This window comes from Janthinobacterium sp. GW821-FHT03A03, from assembly GCF_059421435.1.
Map to the genome: position 1 here is coordinate 178,397 of NZ_JBWKUZ010000003.1, position 18,678 is coordinate 197,074.

At 60.0% G+C, this 18,678-nt stretch carries 9 protein-coding genes; 2 read left to right on the top strand and 7 right to left on the bottom strand.

All coding sequences use genetic code 11. The annotated features are described in order from the left end of the window. Positions 1 to 11: 11 nt before the first annotated feature. Complete coding sequence (locus tag AC07VI_RS10325) at positions 12 to 737, top strand: 16S rRNA (uracil(1498)-N(3))-methyltransferase (protein WP_086146842.1); 726 nt, start codon at positions 12 to 14, stop codon at positions 735 to 737. Between the two features lie 119 nt (positions 738 to 856). On the opposite strand, the gene AC07VI_RS10330 is transcribed toward AC07VI_RS10325, so the two are convergent. Further along, positions 857 to 3,532 carry a TonB-dependent receptor gene (locus tag AC07VI_RS10330; RefSeq protein ID WP_492992713.1) on the bottom strand — a complete coding sequence of 892 codons (2,676 nt, stop codon included), beginning with the start codon at positions 3,530 to 3,532 and terminating at the stop codon, positions 857 to 859. A 963-nt stretch (positions 3,533 to 4,495) separates the two neighbouring features. After that, on the bottom strand, positions 4,496 to 7,501 hold the full coding sequence (locus tag AC07VI_RS10335) for a TonB-dependent receptor (RefSeq protein ID WP_157792381.1): 3,006 nt from the start codon (positions 7,499 to 7,501) through the stop codon (positions 4,496 to 4,498). A gap of 1,100 nt (positions 7,502 to 8,601) precedes the next feature. Between AC07VI_RS10335 and AC07VI_RS10340 the strand changes: the two genes are divergently transcribed. After that, positions 8,602 to 10,233, top strand: a complete 1,632-nt coding sequence (locus AC07VI_RS10340; RefSeq protein WP_086146845.1) for an NAD(P)/FAD-dependent oxidoreductase — start codon at positions 8,602 to 8,604, stop codon at positions 10,231 to 10,233. 88 nt (positions 10,234 to 10,321) lie between these two features. On the opposite strand, the gene AC07VI_RS10345 is transcribed toward AC07VI_RS10340, so the two are convergent. The 5 genes from AC07VI_RS10345 to glnL form a co-directional block, all read right to left on the bottom strand. Next, positions 10,322 to 13,129 carry a TonB-dependent receptor plug domain-containing protein gene (locus AC07VI_RS10345; RefSeq protein WP_492992711.1) on the bottom strand — a complete coding sequence of 936 codons (2,808 nt, stop codon included), beginning with the start codon at positions 13,127 to 13,129 and terminating at the stop codon, positions 10,322 to 10,324. 295 nt (positions 13,130 to 13,424) lie between these two features. Next, positions 13,425 to 14,792: a GAF domain-containing sensor histidine kinase gene (locus AC07VI_RS10350; protein ID WP_086146846.1), complete on the bottom strand. Its 1,368-nt coding sequence runs from the start codon at positions 14,790 to 14,792 to the stop codon at positions 13,425 to 13,427. A gap of 133 nt (positions 14,793 to 14,925) precedes the next feature. Further along, positions 14,926 to 15,891: a magnesium/cobalt transporter CorA gene (corA, locus tag AC07VI_RS10355; protein WP_086146847.1), complete on the bottom strand. Its 966-nt coding sequence runs from the start codon at positions 15,889 to 15,891 to the stop codon at positions 14,926 to 14,928. 156 nt (positions 15,892 to 16,047) lie between these two features. Continuing rightward, the gene (gene ntrC, locus AC07VI_RS10360) at positions 16,048 to 17,538 is read right to left on the bottom strand and encodes a nitrogen regulation protein NR(I) (RefSeq protein ID WP_086146848.1); all 1,491 of its coding nucleotides are present in this window, start codon (positions 17,536 to 17,538) and stop codon (positions 16,048 to 16,050) included. A gap of 49 nt (positions 17,539 to 17,587) precedes the next feature. Beyond that, entirely contained in the window at positions 17,588 to 18,676 is a 1,089-nt protein-coding gene (glnL, locus tag AC07VI_RS10365) for a nitrogen regulation protein NR(II) (protein WP_086146849.1), read from the bottom strand. Positions 18,677 to 18,678: the final 2 nt, after the last annotated feature.

Below are 18,678 nucleotides of genomic sequence, written 5' to 3' on the forward strand. Positions count from 1 at the left end.
CAGGATGTTGCATGCCGCGTTTTTTCTGTCCCCAGCCACTCGCCATAGGCGCCACCATCGCTCTGCCCGACGCCGTCGCCCACCACGTCCATGTGGTGCGCCTTATGCCGGGCGAGGCCATCACCGTCTTCAACGGCGAGGGCGGCGAGTACGCGGCTGTCTTGTGCAACGTCGAGAAAAAACGCGCCAGCGCCGAACTGAAGTCCCACACGGCGCGCGAAGCGGAACTGCCCTACGCCGTGACTCTGGCGCAGGCGCTGCCGGAAGCATCCAAAATGGACTGGATCATCGAAAAAGCCATCGAGCTGGGCGCGGCCGGCATCGTGCCGCTGGCGGCGCAGCGCTGCGTGGTGCGCCTGTCCGCCGAGCGGGCGGAGAAGAAACTGGCCCATTGGCAAGCGATCATCGTGTCCGCCTCGGAACAATGCGGGCGCAACCGCCTGGCGCAGCTGGCGCCGTTGCAAGAGTTTAATAGCTGGAGCAAACAACAGGATTTACATAAGCGCATCATTTTGACGCCGCGCGCGGAGCAGTCGCTGGCCGACTGGGCGCGTCACCAGCCGCCGCAGGCGATCACCGTGATGGTGGGGCCGGAAGGCGGATTTTCGGAGGCGGAAGAAAAAGCGGCCCTGGCCGCCGGCGCCATCGGCCTGTCCATGGGGCCGCGCATCCTGCGCACGGAAACGGCGGGCCTGACGGCGCTGGCCACGCTGGCTGCCCTGTGGGGCGGGATGTAATACGCACACAATAAAAAAGCGCAGGGCGGTTACCCGCACTGCGCCAGAGCTTGCGCGTAGCAGCTACGCGCAAGCAAGTCATCAGGCGGCCCGTTCCGGCGCCGCCCTGCTCTTTCCTATTAGAACGTGTACTCGGCACCCAGTTTCAGGGTACGTGGACGCATGGCGTAGCCGTCACGCACGTTGATAGGACGCGGCTGATCGAAGACGTTGTTGATATTCGCCAGCAAACGCAGGTTTTTGAAGCCCGTGTATGCAAAGTTCAGATCCGTACGTACATCGCTGGCCACCTCGCATGGCAGATCGGCACCCTTGAGTGCGGCACGGCAACCAGCCTCGCCCCAGCTTGTGGCTTCGGTGGCGGTCTCGTTCTTGATCAGTTCCTGCTTCGAGATATAGTTCACGCGCACGCCGGCAGTCAACGGACCCTTGCGCCATGCGGCACTCAGTACCGACACCACGCGCGGGTTGCCCAGCTTGCCAACCTGGTTAGGACGGTATTTATTGGCATCGATATCCCAGGAACGCAGTTTCAACGCAACAGTCGTAGCCAGGCCCAGGCTGACAGTACCGTACTCGCCAGCCGAAACACGGCCGTTGACGTCGATATCGACGCCTTGCGAATCGGTCTTGCCGAAGTTTTCATAGCTCATCAGCATGGATTGCAGCGAACCTGCGGTCCAGTCCAGGCCGGTGGCGCCAGGGGCCAGTTGCTTGGCGCGGGTGCTAAAGCGGCGATCGGCGTCGCTGATGCTGTTGCGCACCATCTTGTCCGCATAGCCCGCAGCGCCTTCGCGTTCGAGCACATACGATACATCGCGCGTGCTGATTTCATCCTTGCGTTCGATCTTGAAGTAATCGACAGCCACGCTCAAGTTCTTGATCGGTTCGGCCACGAAACCCAAGGTCAGGCTGCGCGAGGTTTCCGGCTTCAGGTCCGGGTTCGAGGAAATCATGACAGGGATCGATACCGAGCAGCCAGCGTTATAGGCCGTTGCCGCATCGAGCTTGTCAGTGGCATTGCCGGTTTTCAAGACATCGCGCAGCGCGGTAGCCGTGGCACAACGCTTCGGATCGATCTGACGGTTGTAGAAACCGGTCAGGCCCACTTTACCCAGCGTCTCTGGAATGTTCGGGGCACGGAAACCACCAGCGATAGTACCGCGCAGCAATAACTTAGGTGTGATCGTCCAGCGCGCGCCCAGTTTAGGCGAGACGTGGGCCGAGAAATTCGGCGCCTTATCCATGCGCAAGGCACCGTTCAGCTCCAGGCCTTTCAGCACTGGCGCGTTCACTTCCATGAACGCGGCGCTCAGGTTGCGCTGACCATCGATCCACAGCGAACCAAGACCGATGATTTCCGCGTTCATCACATTGTCAAGCGACTTGATGGACATTTTTTCCTGGCGCAACTCAGCACCGAATGCGAAACCCATGGGGCCGCCTGGCAGTTGCATGATTTCGCCGCTCAATTTTGCATCGATGAAATTGGTCGACAGGTCGGCATCCGTGCCGACCTCCGGGAACATGCTTGCCAACAGCGCGTCGCTGTTGCCGCCACCGAGCTTGTATTCGCCGCTGACGATAGCCGCTGGCATGCGGTCGCGGTGTGCGCCGCGGTTGCGCGATTTGCCGTCGCCGCCGGTGCGGCCGATCGTGGCTTCCCAGTCATAGGTGCCGACCGTCCCTTCCAGGCCCGCCATGACCCGGTACTGGCTCGCTTTCGATGGCGCGGACCAGTCCAGGTTGTCATCCATGAAGCGGTAGTCAATGCCAACCGGGAAGTTATACGGATTGTAGGCGGAATTGGCCGGCAGCTTGGGTTTTTGCACCGTCTGCGATTTCTTGGCATTGCCGTCGAACCAGCTCCACGGCGAACCTGCGGCCATACCGAACGGCAATGGATGGTAATCGGTGCGGGTTTGCGAATACGACACTTCGGCGTAGCCACGCGTGGTCTCGTTCAGCTTGAAATGCAGCGCGCTGTACAGATTGAGACGTTCGGCAGGATCGGACTGCTGGTTGATGCCATTCAGATCGCTGGCGCACAAGCCAGTGGCGTTGAGCGTGGTACAACCCTTCACGGCCTGGCGGATGCCCTTGGTCGATTCGTTCAGATTGCCAGGGAAGGAGGTCAGGCTTGGATCGCCAAACGCTGTATTGGAAATCTGCTTGTGCCAAGCCGGATATTCATTGAGGACGTCACGCAGATTGTAACCCTGGCGCTTGTAGCCTTCGACGTTGAAGAAGACGTTGTAGCGGTCCTTTTCCAGGTCGCCATAGCCGGCCAGCAAGCCAACAGTTTGCTGTTTGCCAATGTTCGGATCGATGCCTTGCTGGTAATTGGCGCTGACGCTCACGCCTTGATAGCTCTTGCGGGTAATAATATTGATAACGCCGGCCAGTGCATCGGAACCGTAAATGGCGGAGGCGCCGTCCTTGAGCACTTCGACGCGGTCGATCACGTCGGCGGGAATCGAGTCAACGTTGACAAAGGTATCCTTGCCGCCGTCGGCGAACGCATAGTTGGAAATACGGCGGCCGTTCAGCAACACCAGGGTCGCGCCCGTTCCCAGGCCACGCATCGATGCGCCGGACGCGCCACGGGCAAAGCTGCTGGTATTGCCGTCATCCTTGATCGCGCTCGTGTCGAACGAGGTCAGCGTATCGAGAATCTGGCGCACGGTATTGGCGCCAGTCGCCTTGATTTCATCACGGCGCAATACGGTCACTGGCGAGGCAGTCTCGGTATCCATGCGCTTGATGTTCGAACCAGTCACTTCCACACGTTGCATGACCGGCTCTGCGGCAGCTACCGTGTTTTGTGCGTGGGCGGAGGCAGCAATGGCGCTCAAAGCAAAAAACACCGCCTTACTGATAGGGCTTAATTTTGGTTTACTCTGCATCATGTTTAGCAATCTCAACTTGTAATTTTTTTAATGAACACCAAGCGACTGGATCACAGTGACTCACGTGGCACTTTATGCATCAAAATTTTTGACACAAGTAAGTATCTGTAACAAGAGAAACATTGTCAATTAACATGGCCCATTCCTTAATGCATTAACGAAAAAACTGTGGGTTTTTTCCTTTTTGTTGTTTTTTGACATTACAATTCGGAAACATTTTTGTATTTTTATAACGTTTTACCCTATCCCGCCTCGATTCACGCGCACTGCCACGGCAGCTCGCCGGCGACCAGTTGCGGCAGCCCCATCGCCTATTTCCCCTATGAGAAGCGCAAAAAGACATGGTGCGGACGTGGTGCGGCGGCGCCGCGCCGCCGCTGCGCCGCCGCGCCAAAAAATGTAAAAAAATAGCGCATTGATGTAGAACAAGATTTTTGCCGGATAAAGGAGAGACTATCAAAATGAAATGCTGTTCGCGCCAGATTTTCCGTCAAAAGATCCGTATCTGGAAAGTGAATTGTTAAATCGCCCGCCTGCCGCAAGCTCCCCGGCCTTGCCAGTCAGCGCGGACCGGCAAGAAGATTATTGACTGGGTGCAACATCGCTTCAGCTTTGCAACAGGGGCATCTGCATGGCGGCGCCGGATACCCGGCGCCGGGCGCATCCGTGCTCCAGAACATAATTGAAAGCAACGCTGAGAGCGCTCCCACTGCTGGCGCTGACATAACCCAAAAAAAATGCCCCGCAAGCTATGCAGCTTGCGGGGCACCAGACCGGCATGGACTGGCCGGTCTGTGCATTCCAGCTTCCGCCAGTTGACTATCGTCAACCGGCGAAGGCAGAGTCACATCAGAACTTGTGGCTGTACTGGGCCGACAAGCGCACGGTACGGGGGCTCGAGTAGGAATTGATCATGCCGGCGGTTGGGCTGACAACGGTGCCAGCGGCAGTCGTGTTGTAGGCTTCATCGATCGATTGCGCCACCTGACGGTTGGTGGCATTGAGTACGTCGACTTTAAACACGATGCCCTTGATCTGCTCTGGCTTGTAGATGAAGTTCAAGTCCAGGCGCATTTCCGTAGGCAAGGTGCCGTAAGCGCCACGGCCGTTCGGACCGGTTGGGCACAGGAAGAAGATCGAGCCGTATTGGAACAAACTCAGGCCCTGGTTATCCATTGCCGCCGGGATATTGCAGGTACGCGACATCGGACGGCCCGTCGCCACCAGCAAGTTGCCGCCAACGCCAAACTGGCTCGTGAACTCGTAGTAGCCGTAGGTTTTCAACTGATGCGTACGGTTGTTCGGCAACAAGCCACTGCCGTTGATCATCGTTTCCGGGAAGTCCCAGCTCGAGCTGAAGCCCACGTCGGCCTGGCCGTTATCCGACTTGGTCTGGCCTTCCTGATTGCCTTCGCTGCGCGACCAGGTGTAGTTCATCTTGCCATACCAGCCATTGCGCATCGGATGTTCCAGCATGAATTCCAGCGACGTATAGGTACGCTTGGCTTGCTCCGGGAAACCGGCATCGGCAGCCGTAATCGTCACCGCGCGCTGCGCGCCGTTCGGTCCCACCGGGATCATGAAGGTATTGTCCTTGCCTGGATTGAACAGGGCGCCGTTCCAGCCATGATCATCGAAGTAGGCTTTTTCAGCGCCCGTCAGCTTGGCGGAAATGGCGCGCGGATCCGAGTAGTCATCGATCGTGTTTTTCAGCTTGCGATACGTGAACTTGACGCCGCCGTTGAAATCAGGCGTCAGCGCCTTCTCGAAGCCCAGGTTGATCTCATCCTGGAAGTGGGCCTTCAAGTTGGTCGAAGCCAGTTCATTGGCGCGTTTTTCCTGGCCAAATTCATTATTCGCCGAAAGCACATTGCTGATCGGGCTCAAACCCAGCGGTGCACCGGTGGTCGGATCAACGCCGGTATAGGTATAGAAGCGGTCCGTATTGAGCGAAGCGCCGGCAAAACGCACGGCCATATTGGCCGGCAATTGCATGAAGTAGCGGCCAGCCGTACCAAAGACTTTCAGGGAACCGTCGCCATACACATTCCAGGCCGCATTCAAGCGCGGCGCCAGCATGTTTTTCTGCTCCACGAAGGTTTCGCCGATGCCGTTCATGTTCTTGAACGATTCATTGCGCAAGCCCAGGGTCACGACCAGGTTTTCGGTGGCTTGGTAACGGTCCTCGATGTACTGCGCCGATTGCACGACGGACGGGGTCGAACCGCCGCGTTGCAGGTTTTCACGCACGTAGTAACCTTGCGTACCGTAACCGCCGCCGGCCGCAGGGGAAATATTATGTCCTGCCATGACGGTATTGGGGCTGGCCGCCTTGTCGATTCTCAGATAGGTCCAGGTACCGCCGCCGGCCGCTTCCGTGCCGTTCAGGGCATTGATCTTGTTATGGTCAAGACCGCCGCGTATCGTATGCTGCTTGGCCAGTTTGTATTCCAGGTCCAGGCGATAGCCGCGGTTGGTGTCTTGCGCGCCGTCGCGCAGCAGCGCCGAGCTGAAGCCCTGCACCTGGCTAGGCGAATAATTCACGCCTGGCGCCCGGTTTTCTTCAATGGCAACGATTGGGCGCAAGCCGGGAATGTAGCCGAACGGGTTCTGCTCGCGCTGGGTCTTCGCCTGTCCAACCAGGGCCTGCACGGTCAGATCATCGTTCACATAGCTGGTCAGCTTGAGGATATCGATGTTGGAACCCTGGGCTGCCGCCAGCGCGGCGCCAGTGGCGTTGAGGAACAGCACGCCCGCCGAATAGTTCTTGAATTTGGCGCCGCCCTGCTGCACATAGCCACGCTGCTTGGTGGCATAGTCAAAGCTGTAGTACTGATCGTCGACATTCGACTCGTCCGAGATGTGCGTGTATTCGAGGCGGTTGTTGTCGGTGATATTCCAGTCGATCTTGGCGATATAACGCGGCACGTCGGATTTCTGTACCAGCCAGCCGGTCTGCTTGTTCACCGTGCTGCTCGATCCCAGGCGCGCCGTTTCGCGGTCCATCTTGGTAAATTCGCCACCCAGATAGATGAACAGCTTGTCCTTGATCAGCGGGCCGCTGACATAGGCGTTGTAGACTTTCTCGGTCAGCTTGTCGCCTTCACGGTAGTTGAAGATCGTGCCGTCCGTCTTATTGGCGCCCGTGTTCGGGAACATGATGTTCTTGGCCTTGCCGCGCAGCGAATCAGGCGCATAGGTAAAGCCGGCGCCGAACTCCCAGTTATTCGTGCCGCTCTTGGTGGTGATATTGACCACGCCGCCCGTCGAGCGACCGAATTCGGCGCCGTAGCCGCCGGTGATGATTTGCGCTTCAGCAATCGAGCCGAAAGGCAAGGAAGAGTAGCCAACCTGGTACAGGCTGTTGGTGACAGGGAAACCGTTGATATACGCCGCATTTTCCGACGCGCTCGAGCCGCCGAAGCTGGCGGCGTTGTTGCCGTAGCGCGAGTCAGCGCGCGTGGTGCCGCCTGCCAATTGCACGATGTTGGCAACCGTAGGCGCCAGTGGCAGGGTAGCCAGCTCGCGCGAATTGAAGGAAGAACCGGAGTTGGAACTGGTGACATCGATCGCGCGGCGGCGGCTCGTCACGTTCACGGTTTGCACCTGCTGCAGCGCCACTTCGCTTTCCTGGCCGATGCGCACTTCCACGTCCTGCGTGCTGACGACGGAAGAACCCTTCATCAGAGTCACTTTGTAGTTGCCGACCGGCAGCGAGGTGATACGGAAAGCGCCGCTTGCATCCGGTGAAATAGTCCGTTTCAGACCATTGTCTGCACCGACGATCGACACCGAGGCACTGGCATCAGGCGCAATCTTGCCGATGATGTTGCCGGTGGCGTTCGACTGTGCCATTACCGCTGGAACAATCGCAACGCTCAATACCGATGCGCTGAACGCTATCGTTAATGCGCGTGCTATTACAGTTTTTCTCAACATGTCATTCCCTATTATTTATATGAGCGCAGTATTACTGCTTTGGTAAAGGAGTTTTTCACTCACGCTTATGCGTTTTTAAACGCTTTCTACTCTCATCGCCTTGCTATCCCACCACACAAGACATCCTCTCGGTCTCCATTTTGCATACGCAAAATAAAACAGAATGGCACATCGGAACATATTGAATCGGGCTGGTCAATAAAATTAGAGAAACTGTTATGTTGACGCAACACTTCAATTAAACAAACAAACAGGCGCAAAAAATCCCGCCCCGGCTAAATGAAAACATTCGCGGGCGACAAGGACATTGCTTGAAATAGCTGCAAACGCTGGCTTCAGGCCAATGAAAGCAAAAAATACCGGATGGGAATAGCGTCTTGAGAACGATTAACAGGAAGAGCCGGAAAATAAATGACAGACAAGAAAAACTATTTCTCCACGAGAGGCAACATATATGGCAAAGCTACTGCGCAACAGATTAACAGCACTTCATTTCAGAAATGCGGTCTTATTAAAATAAAATCCTCGCCATGAGTAAAAACAAAACCCCTTCCTCCATTGAGACATTCACAGGTGACAAAAGACAACGCTGCTCACTTCCCAAAATGGATGCGGGAGAAAGATACACAATTGCATCTGCAAGAAGCAAAATGCTATCAAATCACACGCAATGGCAAGGCGTCAACAAAATCAGGTGACCACAACAAAAAAGCAACACAAATTCGCCTGAAAAATGAGGCCCGGATTGGCGCGCCCCGACATGGACAGGCAAACGCACCAGCAGCGCGCCGATGTGCACCACTATGGGGCGGCAGGAAAGCGCCTCTGCGCCGCCACCGTGGCGCGGTGGCGAGAAGGTTCGCCAGGCGGCCTTGCCGCCGCTTGCATCCCGAAGACCGCTCAGGCAAGCGATACGGTGAGCCATGTGGAGGTAAAATAGCGGCCTGATGCCCTCACGCGGCACGACACACTCTCCGCTAGATACGGAGCCCGGCAATTTTTAAAAAATACACACCATGTTGCGACTCAACGAAGTAAAACTCCCCCTCGAACACGACGAAGCGGCCCTGCCCGCCGCCATCCTGGCGCGCCTCGGCATCGCTGCTGCCGACCTGCTCGGCTTTACCGTCTTCAAGCGCAGCTATGACGCGCGCAAGCGCAGCGCCGTGGTGTTGATTTACTCGCTGCATGTTGAAGTAAAGAACGAAGCGGCCGTGCTGGCGCGCCTGCGGCACGATGTGCACCTGATGCCCGCGCCCGATACCGAGTACAAATTCGTCGCCGGCGGCGAACAGCTGGCCGGCCACACCAGTGAGCCGCGCCCCATCGTCATCGGCACGGGGCCCTGCGGCCTGTTCGTGGCATTGATCCTGGCGCAGATGGGCTTGCGCCCCCTCATCCTGGAGCGCGGCAAGCAGGTGCGCGAACGCACGGTCGACACCTTCGGTTTCTGGCGCAAGCGCGAACTGAACCCGGAATCGAACGTCCAGTTCGGCGAAGGCGGCGCCGGCACCTTTTCGGACGGCAAACTGTACAGCCAGATCAAGGACCCGAAACACTACGGCCGCAAGGTGCTGACGGAATTCGTCAAGGCCGGCGCGCCGGAAGAAATCATGTACGTGAGCAAGCCCCACATCGGCACCTTCCGCCTCGTCAAGATGGTGGAAGAAATGCGCGCCAATATCGAGCAGCTGGGCGGCGAATACCGCTTCGAGAGCAAAGTGGTCGATCTCGACATCGCGCCCGGCCCGGACGGCGGCCAGGTGCGCGGCGTGGTGCTGGCCAATGGCGAAACCATCGCCAGCAACCACGTCGTGCTGGCCATCGGCCACAGCGCGCGCGACACCTTTGAAATGCTGCACAAGCGCGGCGTGTACATCGAAGCGAAACCGTTCTCGATCGGTTTCCGCGTGGAACATCCACAATCGCTGATCGACAGCTGCCGCTTCGGCCCCAGCGCCGGCCACCCGATTCTGGGTGCGGCCGACTACAAGCTCGTGCACCACGCCAGCAATGGCCGATCCGTCTACAGCTTCTGCATGTGCCCGGGCGGCACCGTGGTGGCGGCCGCCTCCGAACCGGGCCGCCTGGTGACGAACGGCATGAGCCAGTACTCGCGCAACGAGCGCAACGCCAACAGCGCCATCGTTGTCGGCATCACGCCGGCCGACTACCCGGGCGACCCGCTGGCCGGCATCGCGCTGCAGCGCGAACTGGAAGAACGCGCCTTCGCCCTGGGCGGCGGCAACTATGATGCTCCAGGGCAATTGGTCGGCGATTTCGTCGCGGGCCGCGCCTCGACCGAGTTCGGCAGCGTGATTCCATCCTACAAGCCTGCCGTGCATCTGACGGACCTGGCGCCGTCCCTGCCTGAGTACGCAATCACGGCGCTGCGGGAGGCATTTCCTGCGTTCAACAAGCAGATCAAGGGCTATTACAAGGCCGACGCCGTGCTGACGGGCGTGGAAACGCGCACCTCGTCGCCGATCCGCATCAAGCGCCGCGACGACGACCTGCAAAGCCTGAACACGCGGGGCCTGTTCCCCGCCGGCGAAGGGGCCGGCTATGCGGGCGGCATCCTGTCGGCGGCCGTTGACGGCATCAAGGTGGCCGAAGCGGTTGCCCTGTCGATGGCGGCGCGCGGCTAAGCAGCCAGGCGCCGCGCCGGCACATAAAAAAACCGGCACAGCGTGCCGGTTTTTTTGCGGCTGCGCAAGACGCAGCCATATTTCCCGTTTAAAACTTGTACGAGGCGTTCAGATAACCCGTACGGCCGCGCGGATCATAGTAGCGGTCGTCATACCCGAATTGCTGGCCACGGTTGGCGCCGGACGTCGATGGCACGAATGGAGGGCTCTTGTCGGTCAGGTTCAGCACGCCTGCGGTAAGCACCCAGCTCTTGCTCGGCGTCCACACCGTTTGCCAGTCGAGCGTCGAATAGAAGCCGACACGCATGCGGATATCTTCCTGGCCCGTCACGGCGCCGGAGGAGTCGAGCACATCGACCGTCGTTTTCTGGTCCTTGTAGCCGGACACGAAGTTGACCGTCAGCGAATTGGCCCAGTTGCCCGTTTTCAAAGTATTCGTCCACTGGCCGCGCGTGCGGAAGGTAACGGTACCGAGCTCGGCGAAGTTACCCAGCGCCGAATAATAGTTGCCGTTGCGTTCCAGCTGGATATCTTCGCGCAGCATCTGCGTCGCGTTCAGCTGCGAGGTGAACAGGCCGATACCCGAGCGGTAACGGGCGCTGACGTCGATATCGACACCGGTGGCGAACGACTTGCCCAGGTTCTGGTTGTCGGCCAGGAAGGCCAGATAGGTCTTGCCCGTGCCCACGTCCGTGTTGACGCTCCACGCTTTCGGATAGGCGGCGGGATTGGCGAACACCAGCTGCTCGGTCAGCTGGCCGAAAGAATCGCGGATTTGCACATGCCACAGGTCGGCGCCCAGGGTAATGGCGCTGATCGGCTCGTAGCGGAAGCCTATGGTTGCCTGTTTCGACTTTTCAGGCTGCAAATTGCGATTGCCGCCTGCCAGCTGGTCGTACTGGTGGTTGCCTGGCTGGCATTGCGCGTTGAGGCGCGTGGCGATGGCTTGCAGGGCCGGCGTACAGGTGTACTTGTCGCTGGTGACGCCATAGCCGCGCTGCAGGGCATTGACTTGCGGTACCGTTGGCGCATGGAAGCCATTGCCGACGGAACCGCGGATCAGCAAGGTGGGGGCTGGCGTCCACTTGAAGCTGGCCTTGGCCGTGGTCGCGCCGCCAAAGTCCGAGAACTCGTCGAAACGCAGGGCCGCGCCCAGTTCCAGCTCTTTCAGCACGGGCGCGATGACTTCGCCAAAGATGCCCTTCGAGGTGCGGCTGGCGCTGTACGGCTTGCTGCTGGCCGCATCACCGAAACGCTGGTCGCACTCCAAGCCGGTCGTGCCGCCGCACAAGGTACCCTTCACGGGGTCGGCCAGGATGCCTTGCGCAAACGGGCTCGGTTTCGAAGAAAATTCCTCGCGGTTGATGTTGGCGCCCACGCCCAGCATCATCGCACCGCCCGCCAGGCGCCGCAGTTCCGTCGAACCGTTCAGGTTGATGGTTTGCAGGCGCGAGGTGCCGCCGTCCCAATAGCCGGTAAAGGTGGCCGCCTTGATGGCGTCCTGCGCCGCGGTGGACTGCTTGCCTGGTCCGACGAAGGGGTCGAGCAAACCGCTCGCGGTGAGGTTGCTGACGGCAATCGCGCCAGGATAACCGGAAATACTGCCTTTTACACGGCTTTCCGAGAAGTTATAGGATGCGTTGTAATCCCAGCCGGCAGCCACGCCGCGCGTGCCTACCACCACGCTGGCGAAGTCCGCCGTATCCTTCGAGGTGCGCTGGCCCATGTCGAACAGACGATAGGCCGCCAGGCTGTCGCCAGTAATACCGATTGGCAACAAATACTTGTCGTGCAGCGGCGTCCCCGCGTCAATGGCGATCTCGCCCGGCACGGGGGCGATACGCGACGTTTGCTTGGTGCGCGACAGGAGCACATCGGCATACACCTCGTGGCCGGCGATCTTGAAGGTGCCCGACGCCATGAAATTGTCACGCTTGCGTTCCGGATAGATTTCCAGGTCCTTGACGAAATCATAACCGCAGTAATCATTCAAGCGCGGGGTGCCGTCCAGATCTTCATACGGTTCCAGCACGCGGAAAGTCTTGGCGGGACAGGAGCCAGTGGTTTTTTGATATGGACTGATCAGTTGGCCATTGTCATCGATGGCATTGGCGGGAATCGGGCTGACGGAAAACTGCTGTTTCTGATAGCGCTTGCCATTGGCCGAGAACTGTACCTGGCCCGTGCTGGCGAATTTGCGGTCAACCGAAGTCAGCTTGTCGCGCTCGTCGTGGCCAAAGGTCAGCACCACGTTGTAGCCATCGTCGTCCAGGTTGCCGAAGCCCTTGGTGGCGCTGAGACGTTTCTCGCGTGCACCATTTTTCGGCGCGGAATAGCCGATGCTCACATCGCCCATCGTCGTATCATGCTTGGTGATGAAGTTGACCACGCCGGCGATGGCGTCGGCGCCGTACAGGGCGGAGGCGCCGTCGGTCAGCAGCTCCACACGCTCGATGGCCGAGATGGGAATGGAATTCAAATCGAAGCCGGCCGCAAAACCTGTCAGCGTCTGGCCGCCGAACTGGGCCAGGCGCTTACCGTTGAGCAAGACCAAAGTGCGCGTCTCACCCACGTTGTGCACGGAAATACCGGAAAAACCAAAGGTGCTGCCACCTACTGAAGAGCTTTCCGTCGTGGCCCCCTGGGCGGAAGACAGTTTTTTGACCAGGTCGGTGACCGAGGTCGCGCCCGACGTGCGGATGGCTTCGGCGGTCAGCACGGTGACAGGCAAGGCGCCTTCGGCGGCGATGCGCTTGATCGACGAGCCGGTCACTTCCACACGCTGTATCGGCGCATCTTGTGCCACTGCGGACTGCGAAGCAACGGACAAGGCCGCTGCCATGCCGCCGGCGCAGACAACGCGAACGGCACGGGAGATGACGGTTTCTTTAAGCATGGTAAACCCTTTTCAATTGTACTTTTATTAAGTTACGGATCGACTATCCGGACTTCAATCGTTCATTTCAAGGTATTGCACTGCAGGTTTTAAGGTTGGACGTCCAGAAATGGCGCTGCGATGCTTGCATGGCAAAAAGACGGATGCCAGCCAACTGAAAGTTAGCTAGACAACTACATAGAATCACGGGGACATTCTTGATGTCAACAGAACTCACGATGTGTATGGTGTACATACAACATTGTGAAAATAAAAAGAGCGCCCGGGAGAACGCACTCCGCCGAAGACGGCGCCGTCAGTGTGTCAGCGGCAAGCGGATATGAATGTGGCAGCCGGGCGTGGCATCGATGGCGCTGACCTGGCCGCCCAGTTGCTGCACGATGGTGTAGACGATATGCATGCCCAGGCCGGAGCCGCCCTGGCCCCGCTTGGTGGTAAAAAACGGTTCAAACATATGCTCGCGCACGGCGGGCGCCAGGCCGACGCCGTCGTCGGAAAACTCCAGCAGCAGCCATGGCGCCCCCGCATCGGCCGCCTCGATGCGCGCGCGTATCGTGATGCGCCCCGGCCCGCCATGCGGATAGCCGTGGCGCGCACTGTTCATCAAGAGGTTCGAGAGGATTTGCGACAGCTTGCCGGCCGCCAGGCGCACCTGGCAATCGGGCGCGATGTCGAGCTCCACGCCCAGCGCCGCCTTGCGCAGTTCCGGGCTGTGCGCCGACACCAGGCCGTGCACATAGTCATGCAGCGCCAGGTCGGCCACGTATTCGCTGACCTGATCCACGGCCAGCTGCTTGAAATTGCCGATCAGGTCGGCGGCACGCGCCAGGTTGCGCTCGATCAAGGCCGCCGCGCCCTTGAGCGCCTCGGCAATGTCGACCAGTTCGGTGCGGCTGACCTTGGCGCCGCCCAGCAGGTGCACCAGCTGGTCGGCATAGCTGCCCATGCTCGACGCCGCCGTCAGGGCCACGCCGATGGGCGTATTGACCTCATGCGACACGCCGGCCACCAGCGAGCCGAGCGCCGCCATCTGCTCCTGCTCGATCAGGTTGGCCTGCGCCGCCAGCAGCGACTCGGTGCGCACGCGCACGATTTCTTCCAGTTGCTGCGTGCGTTCCTGGTGCTGCAGCTCGGCCGCGCTGCGGGCCGAGAAGATCGACAGCAGCAGCAAGGCCAGCAAACGCTTGTTTTCGTCGATGGGACGCGTGTCGATGGCCGACAGGATGCCCAGGGTGCGGCCTTCGGTATCGATCAGCGGCATGCCGACATAGCTTTCCGCGTGCATGTCGACGAGGAGGGTATCGAATGGAAAGCGACGCTGGATATCACTGCCATGAAAACACATGCTCTGGCACGTCACATCCTGGCAAGGCGTGTGCTGCAGGCTGTATTCGATGTTGGGCTGGTAGCTGTCGCCGCCCCACAGGGCCAGGGTGCGGATGCCTTCGCTGCCGTCGTCCATGCTGATCAGGCGTCCGGCGATCACGTATTTGACGTCGAGCGCTTCGGCCAGGTCCTTGACGAGGATGCGCAGGAAGTCGTCGCCGCGGGCGCGCGCCGTCGAGGCGGTAATCGAGCGCAGGGCCGCTTCCGCCAGCGTACGCCGCTGCTCGGGATCGAACAGGGGTTCTTGCGAATTCACATCAAACAACGGAATACTCATGAATGCTCCTGCGCAGCACGGAAAGCGCAGGCACGGCTGCCGGCGCGGCGATCCTCAGCAAAAGCCCGTGTCAACGGACTTGCCGCGATTGTACCCCTGGCTATTGTTTAATAATACAGATCTGTGGAAATTTTTATAGCCAGCCCGAGCGCTTGAACAGGTAATACATGTAGCCGCAGACGCAACTCATCAATCCCACGGCCACGGGATAGCCGTATTGCCAGTCCAGTTCCGGCATGAACTTGAAGTTCATGCCCCACACACCGGCAAACGCCGTGAAGACGGCGAAGATAGCCGCCCAGGCCGCCAATTGCTTGTTCACTTCGCTCTCGTCGATGGCCACCATCGACAGATTCACCTGGATGGCCGTGCTGATGGTGTCGCGGATGGTGTCGAGCGTGCCGTTGATGCGCGCCAAATGGTCGTGCACGTCGCGGAAATACTCCTGGGTATCGTGGCACAGGGGCGGCACCCGGCCGCCGTGCAGCTTGCCCACCGCTTCCATCAGGGGCGCCACCACATGGCGCAAGACCATGACCTTGCGTTTCAGCTGGTACAGGCGTTCGATATTGTCGCGCTCGGTGCCGCGGTCGAAGATACGGTCTTCGATCAGTTCCAGCTCCGATTCCAGCGCGTCGAGCACGGGGAAATAACGGTCGACGACGGCATCCATCAGCGCGTACAGCACAAAGGCGGAGCCCTGGCGCAGCAAGTGCGGTTCGCGCTCGGCGCGCGCGCGCACGCCAAGAAAACCCTGCGAGCTGTTGCTGCGCGACGAGAGCACGTAATTGGCGCCAACGAAAATATCGACTTCGCCCAGCACCAGTTCGTTCTCGACCATTTCCACGGTTTTCACGACGGCAAACAGGGAATCGCCATATTCCTCGATTTTCGGGCGCTGGTGGCCCCGCTGCGCATCCTCGACGGCCAGTTCGTGCAGGCAAAACTCGTGCTGCATCTGTTTCAGCTCGTCCGGCGTGGCGTCGAGCAGGGCGACCCAGACGAAGCAGTCGGGCCGCTCCACGTAATCGCTGATATCGTCAATCGGCAAGTCGGCCAGTTTTTTGCCATCCTGGTAGGCCACGCAGTTAATCAGCATACAGTTCCACAATGAAAGTTAAAACCGGACGAAACCATCCGGCAAGCGCCAGCTTACCTGATTGCCCCCCTTCATTGTGTTTTGTCGCGTGCAACAGACGCCGCGCGGGAACGGAAGGAAAAGCGGCCGGGGCGGCTGCCCCGTCCGCAGGATCGATCAATCGTCCTTGGCGCCGTCGATGCCCAGTTCGGAAATCTTGCGCGTGATGGTGTTGCGGCCTATGCCCAGGCGCACGGCCGCGTCATTCTTGCGCCCATGCGTATGCTTGAGCGCCGTCTTGATCAGGGCCGACTCGAATTGCCGCCCCAGCACGGCCATGACTTCCTGCTGCCCCGCGCCCAGCATGCCGGCCGCCTGCAATTCCAGCAGGCCGATCCAGCCCGGCGGCGCGCCGTTGGCGGGCGCGGCCGCCTCGAACACCTGGCCGCCCTGCGCGTGCGCCACGGCGGGCGCCGCGCCCTCGCCGGAGACGACGGCGGCAGCGCCATCGCCCTGCCCCTGCGTCAATTCCAGCGGCAAGTCCTTGATTTCCACCGTCTGGCCCGGCGCCATGACGGTAATCCAGTTGCACAGGTTTTCCAGCTGGCGCACATTACCCGGCAAATCGAGGCTGCTCAGGAACTGCATCGTCGGCTCGCTCATGCGCTTGGCTTCCACGCCCAGCTGGCGCGCGCTTTGCACCAGGAAGTGGCGCACCAGGATGGGGATATCCTCGCGCCGCTCCCGCAAACTGGGCAGGCGCAGGCGGATCACGTTCAGGCGGTGATACAAGTCTTCGCGGAACAGGCCGTCGCGCACGCGCTGCTCGAGGTTCTGGTGCGTGGCGGTAATGACGCGCACATTCGCCTTCATGGGCTGGTGGCCGCCGACGCGATAAAAATGCCCGTCGGACAGCACGCGCAGCAAGCGCGTCTGCAAATCGAACGGCATGTCGCCGATTTCATCGAGGAACAAAGTGCCGTTTTCGGCCTGTTCGAAACGGCCCCGGCGCGTCGTCTGCGCGCCCGTAAACGCCCCCCGTTCATGGCCGAACAGTTCCGACTCCAGCAAATCCTTGGGTATCGCCGCCGTGTTCAGGGCAATGAAAGGCTGCGCCGCGCGCGGGCTGTGCTTGTGCAGCGCGCGCGCCACGAGTTCCTTGCCGGAACCGGATTCGCCCGTGATGAGGACCGTCACATTCGATTGCGACAGGCGGCCGATGGCGCGGAAGACTTCCTGCATGGCCGGCGCCTGGCCAAGGATTTCCGGCGTTTCCGACGGTCCCGATTCGACGCTGGTCTCGCGCAGGCTCTCTTCCAGCGCACGACGGATCAGCTCGACGGCCTTGTCGATATCAAAAGGCTTGGCCAGGTATTCGAAGGCGCCGCCCTGGAAGGCCGCGACGGCCGAATCGAGGTCGGAAAAGGCGGTAATAATGATCACTGGCAAGCCGGGAAAGCGCGACTTGACCGTCTGCAACAATTCCAGGCCGGATGCGCCCGGCATGCGGATGTCCGACACGAGCACTTGCGGCGTGTCAAATTCCAGTGCGGCAATGGCGTCGCGCGCATTGGCAAAACTCTTGGTGGCGAGGTTTTCCCGCGCCAGGGCTTTTTCCAGCACCCAGCGGATTGATTCGTCGTCGTCAACTATCCAGATTGGCTTCATTAGTGTGTGCGTCCCGCAATGGATTTCATGGGTGGGATACTCCCCCCGCTTATGGCAAGGGTAAAACGATCCTGAAATCGGTGTATCCAGGCCGGCTTTCGCACTCGATCACGCCCAGGTGCTGTTGCACGAAGGTTTGCGCCAAGGTCAGTCCCAGCCCGCTGCCGCCTTCCCTGCCCGACACCAGCGGGTAGAAAATCCGGTCGCGGATCTGGGGTGCGATGCCCGGTCCGTTGTCAATGATATGCAAGTCTAATGCCAGGTTGTAGCGGACCTTGGCCAGGGTCACCTGGCGCGCCACGCGCGTCTTGAACGTCAGCTCCGCGTCGCCTGCCTCGATGCGTTCGGCCAGGGCCTGCGCCGCGTTATGTGCGATATTGAGCACGGTCTGTATCAATTGCTCCTTGTCGCCGCGAAACTCGGGGATCGAGGCATCGTAATCGCGCGAAATGGTCAAGCCGCTGGGAAATTCGGCCAGGATCAGGCTGCGCACCCGCTCGCACACTTCGTGGATATTCACGTCGCCCACGATGTGCGGACGGCGGTGCGGCGCCAGCAGGCGGTCGACCAGCGTTTGCAGGCGGTCCGCTTCCTTGATGATGACTTGCGTGTATTCGCGCAGCTCGCTCAGATGCAGGGCCGGCAATTCCAGCTCCAGCAGCTGGGCCGCGCCGCGGATGCCGCCCAGCGGATTCTTGATTTCATGCGCCAGGTTGCGGATCAGCTCCTTGTTGACCTGGCTCTGGTCGAGGATGCGCTCCTCGCGGTCCAGCTTGAGCTGCTGCACGTTTTCGCGCAGCTCGATCAGCACGCCGTCGCGCGGCGCGTCGAGCGCGCTGACGATGCTGTGCACGCGCAGCGGCTCGCGCCCGAGGCGTTCCAGGCTCAGGTCCTGGCGCAGGTCGGAAAATTTATGTTCGAGCGCCTGCGCGCAGATGCTCGCCAGCTCGTCGGGGTTCAAAAACAGCGCCGTCAGTTTTTGCCGCGACAGGGCTTTGAGCGAACTTTCCAGCAGGTTTTCCGCCGCCGCGTTGGCATAGCCGATGCGGCCGTCGCCGTCGAGCAGAATCACGGCTGAAGCGAGCAGATCAAGGCCGGCCAGGTGCGCGGGGCGGCTGGAATGGTTGTCTAGTGTCATGT